This is a genomic window from Enterobacter kobei, from assembly GCF_001729765.1.
In the GTDB taxonomy this organism is placed as follows: domain Bacteria; phylum Pseudomonadota; class Gammaproteobacteria; order Enterobacterales; family Enterobacteriaceae; genus Enterobacter; species Enterobacter kobei.
In genome coordinates this window covers 3,347,249-3,359,839 of record NZ_CP017181.1, presented here as the reverse complement: position 1 = coordinate 3,359,839, position 12,591 = coordinate 3,347,249, and the positions used below count along the sequence as shown (strand labels likewise).

Below are 12,591 nucleotides of genomic sequence, written 5' to 3'. Positions count from 1 at the left end.
TGGCCCGTCAGGGCCACACTGCTATAAGGAATGGGCTATGAACATCACGACTCGCTTAAAGATGATGTCCTTTATGCAATATTTTATCTGGGGGAGTTGGCTGGTTACCCTCGGTGCTTACATGATCAACACCCTACACTTTACCGGCTCCGACGTGGGCATGGTCTACAGCTCCAAAGGCCTTGCCGCGATCGTTATGCCTTCGCTGGTGGGAATCATTGCCGACAAATGGCTACGGGCAGACCGCGCCTACGTCATTTGCCACCTCGTCTGTGCCGCCGCACTCTGTTACGCCGCGCAGGTGAATGAGCCCGGCCTGATGTTCTGGGTCATGCTGGTCAATGCGATGGCCTTTATGCCCACCATTGCGCTGTCGAATACGATCTCCTATTCCTGTCTTGAGCAGGCGGGTCTGGAGACGGTAAGCCATTTTCCGCGCGTGCGGGTGTATGGCACCGTGGGCTTTATTGCGGCAATGTGGGCCATAAGCCTGATGGGGGCGGAGCTAAGCAACGTGCAGCTTTATATTGCAGCTGGCGCGTCTCTGCTGCTGGCGCTCTATTCTTTGACGTTGCCGGCCATTCCCGTGGCGAAGCAGAAAACGTCCCAGTCTCTGGCCAGCAAGCTGGGCCTTAATGCCTTTGTTCTTTTTAAACAGCCTCGTATGGCGGTGTTCTTTTTGTTCGCGATGCTGCTGGGTGCTGTGCTGCAGATCACCAATACCTTCGGTAGCCCCTTCCTGCATGATTTTGCCCGTAATCCGGCGTATGCAGATAGCTTTATCGTCAGGTACCCGTCCATTTTGCTCTCCGTTTCGCAAATGTCAGAGGTGTTCTTCATTCTGACCATTCCGTACTTCCTCGGACGGTTTGGTATTAAAGCCGTGATGCTGATGAGCATGGTGGCCTGGATGCTCCGGTTTGGTCTGTTTGCCTTTGGCGACCCCTCCGCAACGGGCTTTGTGCTGCTCATGCTTTCCATGATTGTCTATGGCTGTGCATTCGACTTCTTCAATATTTCCGGCTCAGTGTTTGTCGAACAGGAGGTCAGCACCGATATTCGCGCCAGCGCACAGGGGCTGTTTATGACGACGGTTAACGGTATTGGGGCTTATTTCGGATCGGTATTGAGCGGTATGGCAGTTGATTATTTCTCGGTGGATGGGGTGAAAGACTGGCAGACGATTTGGCTGGTGTTTGCAGCCTATGCCCTGGTACTGGCCGTAGTGTTTTATTTCAGCTTTAACTACCACCACGCCAGTAAAAACAGCGAGATGCGCACAGTTGCGCACTAAATTTCCCCTCTCTGCGGTGAAAGGCTTTAAGGTAGGCGCTTAAGTGTTATCGCCAGGATATGTTTTGATGGAACGCGTCTATCGAACCGACCTCAAGCTGCTGCGCTATTTTCTGGCCGTGGCGGAGGAACTGCATTTTGGACGGGCTGCGGCCCGTCTCAATATGTCCCAGCCGCCATTAAGCCTGCACATTAAAGAGCTGGAAAGCCAGCTGGGCACGTTACTGTTTATTCGCCACTCGCGAAGCGTCGCGTTGACGCATGCGGGTAAAGTGCTGATGGAAGAGTCTCGTCGGCTGCTTGCCAGCGCAAATCAGGCTCTGGCGCGCGTCGAACAAATTGGCCGGGGTGAGGCAGGGCGTATTGAGCTGGGTATTGTCGGTACCGCCATGTGGAGTGAGGTGCGCACGGTTATGCGCACTTTTTTGAAAGAACATCCGAATGTTGATGTCGTTTTTCGCGAAAAGTCGCCGGTCATGCAGATGGCGCTGCTTGAGCGCCAGGAGCTGGATATTGGGATCTGGCGAATGGCAACGGAGCCCACCGCGGGGTTTACCAGCGTGCGGTTGCGCGAGGCGGCGTTTCTTGTGGCGATGCCGGAAGATCACCGGCTGATCAGGGAACCATCCGTTGCGCTTGCTGATTTACAGGACGAGTATTTCGTCACGATGCCGTCAGCACATTCTGACTGGGCATTTTTACATCGCGTCTGCCAGCAGGCCGGTTTTTCACCGATGATTGTACGCGAAGCCGTAGAGCCACAAACGGTACTGGCGATGATAAGCATGGGGATGGGGATTACGCTCGCTGCCGACAGTTACGCGCAAATGCAGTGGCCGGGCGTGGTGTTTCGCCCGCTAAAAGAGCGTATTCCGGCAGATTTGTATGTCGTGTATAACGAGAAACAGGTGACGCCGGCGGTGAAGACGTTGATTGAGACGTTGACGGCAGGAAAGTAGACAAACTGCAGATACGCAGATAGCAAAAAAGCGCCTTTAGGGCGCTTTTTTGCATTGGTGGGTCGTGCAGGATGACTCGCTTCGCTCGCCCTTCGGGCCGTCGCCGTAAACGACTCCGGTGCCTCACTGCGTTCGGCTCGAACCTGCTGCAGGTTCGAATCATCCATATCGCAGATAGCAAAAAAGCGCCTTTAGGGCGCTTTTTTACATTGGTGGGTCGTGCAGGATTCGAACCTGCGACCAATTGATTAAAAGTCAACTGCTCTACCAACTGAGCTAACGACCCGAAATGGTGGGCGATGACGGGCTCGAACCGCCGACCCCCTCCGTGTAAAGGAGATGCTCTACCAACTGAGCTAATCGCCCATTTCGGAACTACTGCGATAAGATGAGAATGGTGGGCGATGACGGGCTCGAACCGCCGACCCCCTCCGTGTAAAGGAGATGCTCTACCAACTGAGCTAATCGCCCAATCTCAACACTTATCTACACTGCGAGTCTACCGAAGTAGATGGTGGGTGATGACGGGCTCGAACCGCCGACCCCCTCCGTGTAAAGGAGATGCTCTACCAACTGAGCTAATCACCCCCGCTGTGTGGAGTCGCATTATAGGGAGAGTTGAAAATGAGTCAACGCATTTTCTAAAGTTTTTATTCGTTCGTCGTAAAATTAAACAAAACGATCGCAAAACGGGCGGTGGCGCATGATTTCTAAACAAAAACAGCAAACTCGCTCATGATAAAGGGATGAACATTGAGGAATCCCCCCACAGTGATAGAATATTGCCCATTGTTTTTTCCCCGGGATTTGCCGATTGCCGGCATCTTTATAACGTAAGGCCATTTCATGAAAATCAAAACTCGCTTCGCGCCGAGCCCGACAGGCTATCTGCACGTCGGTGGTGCTCGTACTGCTCTCTATTCCTGGCTTTTTGCACGCCACAACAAAGGTGAGTTCGTGCTGCGTATTGAAGACACCGATCTTGAGCGCTCCACGCCGGAAGCAATTGAAGCCATTATGGATGGGATGAACTGGCTGAACCTGGAGTGGGATGAAGGCCCGTATTTCCAGACCAAACGTTTTGACCGCTATAACGCAGTTATTGATGAGATGCTGGTCGCGGGCACGGCGTATAAATGCTACTGCTCCAAAGAGCGTCTGGATGCGCTGCGTGAAGAGCAGATGGCAAACGGTGAAAAGCCGCGTTATGACGGCCGCTGCCGCCATGACCATAGCGAGCATGCTGCTGATGAACCGTGCGTGGTGCGTTTTGCTAACCCGCAGGATGGCTCGGTGATCTTTGACGACCAGATCCGTGGCCCGATCGAATTCAGCAACCAGGAGCTGGACGATCTGATCATCCGCCGCACCGATGGTTCCCCAACCTATAACTTCTGCGTTGTGGTTGACGACTGGGATATGGAAATTACCCACGTTGTCCGTGGTGAAGACCATATCAACAACACGCCGCGCCAGATCAACATTCTGAAAGCGCTGAACGCCCCTGTGCCTGTCTATGCACACGTTTCCATGATCAACGGCGACGACGGGAAAAAACTGTCTAAACGTCACGGCGCGGTCAGCGTTATGCAGTATCGCGATGACGGTTATCTGCCGGAAGCGCTGCTGAACTATCTGGTGCGTCTGGGCTGGGCCCACGGCGACCAGGAGATCTTCAGCCGCGAAGAGATGATCGAACTCTTTTCTCTGAGCTCAGTGAGCAAATCAGCGAGCGCATTTAATACCGATAAGCTGCAGTGGCTGAACCATCATTACATCAATACCATGCCGCCGGAATACGTGGCGACTTACCTGCAGTGGCACATTGAGCAGGCAAATATTGATACCCGTACAGGCCCTGAACTGGCGGACCTGGTGAAACTGCTCGGCGAGCGCTGCAAAACGCTGAAAGAAATGGCTGAAAGCTGCCGCTACTTCTATGAAGAGTTTGATGAGTTTGACGCGGATGCGGCGAAGAAACACCTCCGCCCGGTTGCGCGTCAGCCGCTGGAAGTGGTGCGAGACAAGCTGACTGCGATCGCTGACTGGACCGCAGAGAACGTGCATCACGCTATTCAGGCGACGGCGGACGAGCTGGAAGTTGGTATGGGTAAAGTCGGTATGCCGCTGCGTGTTGCGGTGACCGGTGCGGGCCAGTCCCCGGCACTGGATGTGACCGTGCATGCAATTGGTAAATCACGCAGCGTGGCGCGTATTAACAAAGCGCTGGACTTTATTGCGGCACGTGAAAACCAGCAGTAATCACATTTTAGTCTGGCAGAACGGCAGGGGGACCTGCCGTTTTTTTATGCCGTATATTCAGCCAGATTCAGATGGGTAAGAAAGCCGCGTAACCCTTCGCGCTTCAGGAATGCATCCAGACGTTCCTGTTCAGACGGCGTCAGGTTTTCCAGCGTCGCAATGATATCCGGTCGCAGAGTAGAGGAGGGGACAATGTATGGCGCTGTTGTCTCTGCCAGGTGGTACACTGCCTGACGGTTTCGGATAGCCGGGAGGCGCATGATATGTTCCTTCACGCGCGCATCGACGTGTATGAGCCTCGCCCGACCGCCTTTCACACCATTGAGACCTTCGGTCTCCCATCCCTGCTGGCGTATCCAGCGATTCACCGTTTGCCTGGCAACGCCTAAACTCTCCGCCAGCTCTTCCGTGGTCATTTTGCTACGTAATCTTTTCATATTAATTCTGGTCGCGAATTCCTAGACGTTGTAACAAACCGGTAATCCCTTCCCGCAGTAACAGTGATGTCATCTGCTTCTGCTCTTCTGGCGTCATTTCATTTGCCAGCGTCAGGAGGAGGGTATGAAGCGAACGCTCATTGCTGATGCCGTCAGGCATTGCGGATGTCTCCGTTGCCCGTCGCGCGCTGCGGATAAAGTCACGCACCTTTTCATTCACATGTACCAGGCGTGCTTTGCCCCCCTGGACGCCTGGTTTTGGTGACGTTATCCAACCCTCTTTGCGTACCCATTTATTGATGGTCTGTCGGCTATAGCCGGTGAGCAGGGCTAACTCTTCCGGCGTCATTCGTTCCTTGATCATACAATTTCCTGAATATTCGTGGGGTTAATTAACGGCTCATTTTATAGCACCGTTTAACGTGAAAACGTGACAGGCTTAACTCATGACTGCGAGCAGGCTCGCAAAGTGATTCATTTGCATGAATTTTCGGCGATTGAATCACGGTCAATGAATTTGCCGTTGACACTCCGCGGCGGAATTCATATTATGCCGCCCGTCAACATGACAGCTTTACGATGGGGCTATAGCTCAGCTGGGAGAGCGCTTGCATGGCATGCAAGAGGTCAGCGGTTCGATCCCGCTTAGCTCCACCAAACTCTGAACCCAACAGAGTGCGGTCAGTAAAGTCACATGTGGGGCTATAGCTCAGCTGGGAGAGCGCTTGCATGGCATGCAAGAGGTCAGCGGTTCGATCCCGCTTAGCTCCACCAAAATTTTAAACCCTCGTCAAAAGACGAGGTTTTTTTTTATCTGTTTGTAACGTTCACCACCGCATTTTGTTATCAAAAAGAAGGTATTCCTGTACCTGACCTCAATCGAAATCAATAAACCTGTCCATAAATAGACTTCAACTTGATTCGCACAATTAATAAACCTATTATCCATCCGGTCAATGATATGAACGGATAATAATCGCATCAGCTTAATGAATAGAAAAACGTACAATAATGTAAAGATATTTATAATTGCCCTGGCGATATGCCTGATCGCGGTTCCTTTCTCCCGTTATCTCTCCCCGCGCGCGATTGTGAATGGTCACGACGTTTATTTAGCGTGGTTACCCCTGAGCGTTATGCTGGCGGTAATTCTGTTATTTGGTCGTCGGGCAATTCTTCCCATTCTGTTAGGTTTTACTGTCACTAATTTATTCTATATTAATTTAGCACCGCTACAATATTCAGTATTGCTGTTTTGTCAGACCTTTGCGTTGTTCGCGGCGTGCGGCTTGTTGCGCCTCATGCTGGGCAGGCGCTGGCGCTACTGCATTCCTAACAAGCACATTGGATTACGGATATTCTGGCTCGGTTTTATTGTGCCACTCGGCATTAAAATGTCGATGTATTTAGTGGGCTATTTGTTTGATTTCCCGGTAACTATCTCCACCTTCTTCGGTGAAGGGACGGTAATTTATAACGTCGTGGATATTCAAAGTCTGATAGGCGCGGCGCTGATTTTTACCATGATGTTCTATTACCCGTTAAGAATGATAATTAATCCTCGTTATGCCATTACCTTCTGGCGACAAAGCGTGAAGCCCATTTTTTTCCATAAGAATTCATTGTTTATATTTGTCTGGCTCATGCTTCTAGGCTTCATTCTCGCTGTTTTATGTGGCCCTTTTGAATCCCCTGTTATAGCGGGCTATTTAATGCCGCTGATTTTTATTCTCTTTACCTTAGCGATAAGTCGCCTGACCTATGCACTTATCTCTCTGCTTTGGGCTGCTTCAGCCCTTCTGCTGTTGACCTACAACTATAACTTCCTGAATGGTGTGGAGTCGGGCCATTCACTCTCCTTTATCCTGTCCGTGCTGATCTCGTTTGCCATCTGCTTGCTTTACATGTCGCGGATTTACCAGCGTAGCGAGTGGCTGAAGCGGGGATGGCAGGGCAGAGCGCTGACCGATCCGCTGACCGGTTTGCCCAATATCCGTGCGCTGGAGGAGTATCTTGAGATTCACCAGGATGCCAAAGTGTGCATTCTGCGCATGGATAACCTGGAATTTTTGAGCCGCCATTACGGGATCCTGATGCGGGTCCACTGCAAACGCACGATCGCCTCGTCGCTGCAGCCCCTTCTGCAAAAGGACGAGATGCTCTTCCAGTTGCCCGGAAGCGAGCTGGTGGTGGTCTTGCTGGGGCCGGAAATTGCTGAGCGTCTCCAGCATATGGTTGATCGGTTGAACAGCCGGAAAATTTTCTGGAACAACACCGGGCTGGATATTGAGTTTGGAGCCTCCTGGGGGATGGTCGAAAACGGTGAAAAATTGCATCACACGCTGGGGCAATTAAGCTGGCTGGCTGAGCAATCTTGTGCAGGACAGAACGTACTTGCGCTGACGAATAGCCTGGAGGCTGCATCAGGACAAACAACAGAGCGCGTCCTGATGTTAGCGCGGATTAAGCATGCCCTGGAGGCGGGTCAGTTCCATTTATACGCGCAACCGATCCAGAAGGCAGACGGTAGCGGTTACTACGAAATTCTGACGCGTATGGAGAGCGAGGGCGAAATCATCACCCCTGATCGCTTTATTCCGCTGATTGCTCAGTTCAACCTTAGCCACCGGTTTGATATGTGCGTTATGGAAAAATTACTGCTGTGGCTGCGCGATCATCCTGCGACGCAGCCTGGGGCCCGTTTCTCCGTCAATCTGATGCCGCTCACGCTGATGCAAAAAGAGGTAGCGACCGAGATTTGTGCGCTGTTTGAACGGTACGGCGTTGCCCCTCAAACCGTGGTCATTGAGATCACCGAAGAGCAGGCTTTCTCCAATTCAGGTTGCAGCATCAATAATATTCAGCAACTGCGGGATTGTGGATTCCGGATTGCTATTGATGATTTTGGTACGGGGTACGCCAACTACGAGCGTCTCAGACGTCTGCAGGCGGATATCATTAAAATTGACGGCTGCTTTGTTAAAGACATTTGTACTGATGACATGGATGCGATGATCGTCCAGTCGATGTGTAATCTGGCGAAGACGAAATCGCTATGTGTGGTGGCGGAGTATGTCGAAACACCCGCACAGCGGGAGATGTTGCTTCGCTTCGGCGTGGATTACCTGCAGGGCTACCTGATAGGTAAACCCAAACCGCTGGAAGAAATTCGGGCATAAAAAAACCGGGAGCTTGCTCCCGGTTTTTTGTTTTGCAGTAAACGTTACAGGACCAGCGCTGCGATGGACGCGGACAGAACGCTCACCAGAGTGGAGCCGTACACCAGTTTCAGGCCAAAGCGTGAAACCACGTTACCCTGTTCTTCGTTCAGGCCTTTAATCGCCCCGGCGATAATACCGATAGACGAGAAGTTCGCGAAGGAGACCAGGAACACGGACAGGATGCCTTCCGCGCGCGGAGAAAGCGTGCTGGCAATTTTCTGCAGATCCATCATCGCAACGAATTCGTTAGAAACCAGTTTGGTTGCCATGATACTGCCCACCTGCAGCGCTTCGTGAGCCGGAACACCCATCACCCAGGCAACAGGATAGAAGATGTAGCCCAGAATCCCCTGGAAGGAGATACCCAGCACCGCGGCGAACAGGGCGTTCAGCGCAGAGATCAGCGCAATGAAGCCGATCAGCATGGCGGCAACGATAACCGCCACTTTGAAACCGGCCAGAATGTACTCGCCCAGCATTTCGAAGAAGCTCTGACCTTCGTGCAGGTTGGACATCTGGATATTCTCTTCGCTGGCGTCAACGCGGTATGGGTTGATCAACGACAGCACGATAAAGGTGCTGAACATGTTCAGAACCAGCGCAGCGACAACATATTTTGGCTCCAGCATGGTCATATACGCGCCCACGATAGACATGGAAACGGTAGACATTGCGGTTGCCGCCATGGTGTACATGCGGTTACGCGACATTTTGCCGAGAATATCTTTATACGCGATGAAGTTCTCAGACTGACCGAGGATCAGGGAACTGACGGCGTTGAAAGACTCCAGCTTGCCCATGCCGTTGACTTTGGATAACAGGAAACCAATTCCACGAATCACGAACGGCAGAACACGGATGTGCTGCAGAATACCGATGAGCGCGGAGATGAAGACGATTGGGCACAGCACCTTCAGGAAGAAGAATGCCAGACCTTCGTCGTTCATTTTACCGAAGACAAAGTTGGTCCCTTCGTTGGCGAATCCGAGCAGTTTTTCGAACATTTCGGAGAAGCCTTTTACGAAGCCGAGACCTACGTTGGAGTTCAGGAAGAACCACGCAAGTAAAACTTCAATGACCAGCAGCTGGACAACATAACGAATACGAATTTTTTTGCGGTCTGTGCTGACCAGCAATGCGAGTGCAGTAACGACAACAAGTGCCAGGACAAAATGAAGGACGCGGTCCATATTTGCTCCAAATATGAGGCAGGTTTAATTTTCGTGCACATTCTATGCAACAAGCGAAAAGAAAACGAGATCAAGGACACACTATAGTTACATCCTGTGACGAGTCTCAAAAATAGTGATCCACAATACATTTTCGTTATGTTAGGTAAATGAGTGAAAAGTTAAGTTTGTGTGCTACGCTTCACAAATGACTGCGCATTTTCACATTCTGTGATGTCGCACCACCTGCCCATCTATCGTTCTTAGCTATCAGAGAAATCATGTTTAACCACTTAAATGATCTTGATAATCATTATCATTTTGATAGCATTAAACATAGCAAAGGCTATATTTCCAGAGGCAGATAATGACTAACAGTCGCGTAGAGGGTAGCAGTGGCAGAGCGGCGCGCAAGCTGCGGTTCGCATTAATGGGACCTGCGTTCATTGCTGCCATTGGCTATATCGATCCGGGTAATTTTGCGACCAATATTCAGGCCGGGGCCAGCTTCGGCTATAAGTTGCTGTGGGTGGTCGTCTGGGCGAACCTGATGGCGATGCTGATTCAAATGCTCTCAGCAAAACTGGGGATTGCTACGGGCAAAAACCTGGCAGAACAAATCCGCGACCACTACCCACGTCCGGCCGTCTGGCTCTACTGGGTGCAGGCTGAAATCATCGCCATGGCAACCGATCTCGCTGAATTTATCGGTGCGGCGATCGGCTTTAAGCTGATTCTGGGCGTATCGCTATTGCAAGGGGCGGTCCTGACCGGGATTGCCACTTTCCTGATCCTGATGTTACAGCGTCGGGGGCAAAAGCCGCTTGAAAAGGTGATTGGTGGGCTGCTGCTGTTTGTCGCGGCGGCCTATATTGTCGAGCTGATATTCTCCCAGCCAAACCTGGTACAGCTTGGTAAAGGCATGGTGCTCCCCAGCCTGCCAACGTCGGAAGCCGTCTTCCTGGCTGCCGGGGTGCTTGGGGCGACCATTATGCCACACGTCATTTATCTGCACTCTTCGCTGACCCAGCATCTTCACGGTGGGACGCGTAAAGAACGTTATTCGGCAACCAAATGGGATGTGGCGATTGCCATGACCATCGCGGGTTTTGTGAACCTGGCGATGATGGCCACCGCAGCCGCCGCTTTTCACTTTAACGGTCATACCGGTATTGCCGATCTCGACCAGGCGTATCTCACGCTGGAGCCGTTACTGAGCCATGCTGCTGCCACGATTTTTGGTTTGAGCCTGGTGGCTGCCGGTCTCTCTTCCACGGTGGTGGGCACGCTGGCGGGGCAAGTGGTGATGCAGGGATTTGTGCGTTTCCATATTCCCCTGTGGGTTCGTCGTTCCGTCACCATGCTGCCGTCGTTTGTTGTGATTCTGATGGGGCTTGATCCCACGCGAATTCTGGTGATGAGTCAGGTGCTGCTGAGTTTTGGTATCGCACTGGCGCTGGTTCCTCTGCTGATTTTTACCAGCAATCCAGCCCTGATGGGCGATCTGGTTAACTCGACGCTGGTGAAACGGACAGGATGGGCAATTGTAGTAGTGGTTGTGGCGCTAAATTTATGGCTGTTGATTGGCACAGCGCTGGGGTTATAAAAGAGAAAGGAGCCGAAAGGCTCCTTTTTACATTAATGACGACCGTGGCCGTGACCACCGTGTCCTTTTGGGCCGTGACCCCAGCCACCGCGGCGGTCGTCACGATCGTTCCAGCCTTCGCGGTAGCCGCGTTCATAGGCATTGTTTTTGTACCAGCCGCGATGCAGGCCATTATCGTGCCTGCGCCAGCGGTCACCGCGCCATTCATAATGACGGTTCCAGTAGTCACGGTCGCGCCAGTAGCCACCGTCCCAGTATCTGCCGTAGTCGTCACGATCGCCAATTTGTAATTTTACTGATGGCAACAGGGTGATTTCGCCAGCAGTGGCGATGAGCGGGGCGGAAGCCAGTAATACCGCTGCAAGAATCAGTGACCTGAACATACTCTTTCTCCTTCACGATCGGGGCCTTTGTGGGGCCTGTTAACGCAATATTACGAGTTGGTAAAGCCTCGTTTCATCGCCTCAACTCCGAATTCCAGGTTCAGAGCACTTTTTGCTAAAAGTGGTTTTATTTTGAGCTGCTCAGTATTTCTTCAATAAGGTTCAGCTCTTCCGCGGAAAAATGGCGGTTTTCCAGCATGCCAACGGCGTCATCAATTTGAGCCGCTTGACTTGCCCCAATCAGCACCGACGTCACGTCGTCATGGCGCAACACCCAGGCCAGCGCCATCTGCGATAGCTTCTGGCCGCGGCCTTCCGCCAGGGCATTGAGCTTACGCACTTTTTCCAGCTTCTCTTCGGTGATCTGATCCGGGTTGAGGAACTGACTGCCACTTGCCGCACGGGAGTCTGCGGGAATACCGTTCAGATATCGGTTGGTGAGCTGTCCTCCCGCCAGCGGCGAGAAGGGAATACAGCCGACGCCTTTTTCCTGCAGCACGGCCAGTAAACCCCCTTCCGGTCCTCGTTCAAACATGGAGTATTTCGGCTGGTGGATCAGGCAGGGCGTGCCAAGGTCATTAAGGATATCAATCGCTTTTCGCGCCAGCTCTGCAGGATAGTTGGATAACCCGACATACAGCGCTTTTCCCTGGCGCACCAGATGGTCAAGCGCTTTCATGGTTTCAGTCAGCGGGGTTTCCGGGTCAGGACGGTGATGATAGAAGATATCGACATACTCCAGCCCCATGCGTTTCAGGCTTTGATCCAGGCTTGCCAGCAGATATTTGCGCGATCCCCAGTCGCCGTAGGGGCCCTCCCACATGGTATATCCCGCTTTCGTCGAGATAATCAGCTCGTCGCGCCAGGGCAGAAAATCCTCCTGCAAAATACGCCCAAAATTACGCTCGGCCGACCCCGGTGGAGGACCATAGTTATTGGCAAGGTCGAAATGCGTAATACCCAGGTCGAAGGCGCGCTGTAAAAGTTGACGGCTGTTTTCGAGACGCGTGGCGTCCCCAAAGTTATGCCACAGACCCAGCGATATGACGGGCAACCTGAGCCCGCTTTGACCGCAGCGACGATACTGCATTGTCTGGTAACGATTTTTATCCGGCTGATAACCCATTTTATGACCTCGTGCGCAGAAGAGAAAAATCAGTGTATGCGTTTACATTAACGTGAAAAAAAGCAGCATAGCGCAGCCTTTTTTGTAAAGCATTCTTTCCATACCCTTCTTACCGCTGATTCTGGACAGCCATCA

At 52.1% G+C, this 12,591-nt stretch carries 10 protein-coding genes, 6 tRNA genes and 1 other RNA gene; 7 read left to right on the top strand and 10 right to left on the bottom strand.

All coding sequences use genetic code 11. The features are described from left to right. The first annotated feature begins 37 nt into the window (after positions 1 to 37). Together BFV64_RS16130 and BFV64_RS16125 are read left to right on the top strand one after the other, a co-directional pair. Entirely contained in the window at positions 38 to 1,294 is a 1,257-nt protein-coding gene (locus tag BFV64_RS16130; RefSeq protein ID WP_023331034.1) for a nucleoside permease, read from the top strand. A gap of 67 nt (positions 1,295 to 1,361) precedes the next feature. Further along, positions 1,362 to 2,252 (top strand): LysR family transcriptional regulator, encoded by an 891-nt coding sequence (locus BFV64_RS16125; RefSeq protein ID WP_023338615.1) that lies wholly within the window; start codon positions 1,362 to 1,364, stop codon positions 2,250 to 2,252. 55 nt (positions 2,253 to 2,307) lie between these two features. On the opposite strand, the gene BFV64_RS16120 is transcribed toward BFV64_RS16125, so the two are convergent. The 5 genes from BFV64_RS16120 to BFV64_RS16100 form a co-directional block, all read right to left on the bottom strand. Then, a non-coding RNA gene (locus BFV64_RS16120) (RtT sRNA) lies at positions 2,308 to 2,433 on the bottom strand. Between the two features lie 29 nt (positions 2,434 to 2,462). Continuing rightward, positions 2,463 to 2,538 (bottom strand) — tRNA-Lys (locus BFV64_RS16115). Between the two features lie 4 nt (positions 2,539 to 2,542). Continuing rightward, positions 2,543 to 2,618, bottom strand: a tRNA-Val gene (locus tag BFV64_RS16110). A 29-nt stretch (positions 2,619 to 2,647) separates the two neighbouring features. Then, positions 2,648 to 2,723, bottom strand: a tRNA-Val gene (locus BFV64_RS16105). Positions 2,724 to 2,764: 41 nt separating this feature from the next. Beyond that, positions 2,765 to 2,840: transfer RNA gene (locus BFV64_RS16100), tRNA-Val, on the bottom strand. Between the two features lie 258 nt (positions 2,841 to 3,098). On the opposite strand from BFV64_RS16100, the gene gltX reads away from it, so the two are divergent. Next, positions 3,099 to 4,514, top strand: coding sequence for a glutamate--tRNA ligase (gene gltX, locus BFV64_RS16095; protein ID WP_023331032.1), 1,416 nt, complete (start codon positions 3,099 to 3,101; stop codon positions 4,512 to 4,514). Between the two features lie 44 nt (positions 4,515 to 4,558). On the opposite strand, the gene BFV64_RS16090 is transcribed toward gltX, so the two are convergent. Next, positions 4,559 to 4,951 carry a YfeC-like transcriptional regulator gene (locus BFV64_RS16090; RefSeq protein WP_059372476.1) on the bottom strand — a complete coding sequence of 131 codons (393 nt, stop codon included), beginning with the start codon at positions 4,949 to 4,951 and terminating at the stop codon, positions 4,559 to 4,561. A 1-nt stretch (position 4,952) separates the two neighbouring features. Beyond that, positions 4,953 to 5,315 carry a YfeC-like transcriptional regulator gene (locus BFV64_RS16085; protein WP_014884727.1) on the bottom strand — a complete coding sequence of 121 codons (363 nt, stop codon included), beginning with the start codon at positions 5,313 to 5,315 and terminating at the stop codon, positions 4,953 to 4,955. Between the two features lie 217 nt (positions 5,316 to 5,532). On the opposite strand from BFV64_RS16085, the gene BFV64_RS16080 reads away from it, so the two are divergent. From BFV64_RS16080 to BFV64_RS16070, 3 genes are all read left to right on the top strand, one after another. Next, positions 5,533 to 5,608 (top strand) — tRNA-Ala (locus BFV64_RS16080). A 41-nt stretch (positions 5,609 to 5,649) separates the two neighbouring features. Then, positions 5,650 to 5,725, top strand: a tRNA-Ala gene (locus BFV64_RS16075). Positions 5,726 to 5,940: 215 nt separating this feature from the next. Next, entirely contained in the window at positions 5,941 to 8,130 is a 2,190-nt protein-coding gene (locus BFV64_RS16070) for a sensor domain-containing phosphodiesterase (RefSeq protein ID WP_069602278.1), read from the top strand. Positions 8,131 to 8,174: 44 nt separating this feature from the next. Here BFV64_RS16070 and BFV64_RS16065 read toward each other — a convergent pair whose 3' ends face one another. Next, positions 8,175 to 9,362, bottom strand: a complete 1,188-nt coding sequence (locus BFV64_RS16065) for a NupC/NupG family nucleoside CNT transporter (protein ID WP_014884725.1) — start codon at positions 9,360 to 9,362, stop codon at positions 8,175 to 8,177. A gap of 346 nt (positions 9,363 to 9,708) precedes the next feature. Here BFV64_RS16065 and BFV64_RS16060 point away from each other — a divergent pair, with 346 nt between their 5' ends. Then, positions 9,709 to 10,947: an Nramp family divalent metal transporter gene (locus BFV64_RS16060; protein ID WP_059372473.1), complete on the top strand. Its 1,239-nt coding sequence runs from the start codon at positions 9,709 to 9,711 to the stop codon at positions 10,945 to 10,947. A gap of 32 nt (positions 10,948 to 10,979) precedes the next feature. On the opposite strand, the gene BFV64_RS16055 is transcribed toward BFV64_RS16060, so the two are convergent. Further along, positions 10,980 to 11,330, bottom strand: a complete 351-nt coding sequence (locus tag BFV64_RS16055) for a DUF2502 domain-containing protein (protein WP_014884723.1) — start codon at positions 11,328 to 11,330, stop codon at positions 10,980 to 10,982. Between the two features lie 127 nt (positions 11,331 to 11,457). Next, positions 11,458 to 12,456 (bottom strand): L-glyceraldehyde 3-phosphate reductase, encoded by a 999-nt coding sequence (gene mgrA, locus BFV64_RS16050; RefSeq protein ID WP_069602277.1) that lies wholly within the window; start codon positions 12,454 to 12,456, stop codon positions 11,458 to 11,460. Between the last annotated feature and the right edge of the window lie 135 nt (positions 12,457 to 12,591).

Bases quoted from the DNA above. Each gene is read 5' to 3' on its own strand.
- BFV64_RS16125 (WP_023338615.1), top strand. From the start codon at position 1,362: ATGGAACGCGTCTATCGAACCGACCTCAAGCTGCTGCGCTATTTTCTG.
- gltX (WP_023331032.1), top strand. From the start codon at position 3,099: ATGAAAATCAAAACTCGCTTCGCGCCGAGCCCGACAGGCTATCTGCAC.
- BFV64_RS16070 (WP_069602278.1), top strand. From the start codon at position 5,941: ATGAATAGAAAAACGTACAATAATGTAAAGATATTTATAATTGCCCTG.
- BFV64_RS16060 (WP_059372473.1), top strand. From the start codon at position 9,709: ATGACTAACAGTCGCGTAGAGGGTAGCAGTGGCAGAGCGGCGCGCAAG.
- BFV64_RS16055 (WP_014884723.1), bottom strand. From the start codon at position 11,330: ATGTTCAGGTCACTGATTCTTGCAGCGGTATTACTGGCTTCCGCCCCG.
- BFV64_RS16085 (WP_014884727.1), bottom strand. From the start codon at position 5,315: ATGATCAAGGAACGAATGACGCCGGAAGAGTTAGCCCTGCTCACCGGC.
- BFV64_RS16065 (WP_014884725.1), bottom strand. From the start codon at position 9,362: ATGGACCGCGTCCTTCATTTTGTCCTGGCACTTGTTGTCGTTACTGCA.
- mgrA (WP_069602277.1), bottom strand. From the start codon at position 12,456: ATGGGTTATCAGCCGGATAAAAATCGTTACCAGACAATGCAGTATCGT.
- BFV64_RS16130 (WP_023331034.1), top strand. From the start codon at position 38: ATGAACATCACGACTCGCTTAAAGATGATGTCCTTTATGCAATATTTT.
- BFV64_RS16090 (WP_059372476.1), bottom strand. From the start codon at position 4,951: ATGAAAAGATTACGTAGCAAAATGACCACGGAAGAGCTGGCGGAGAGT.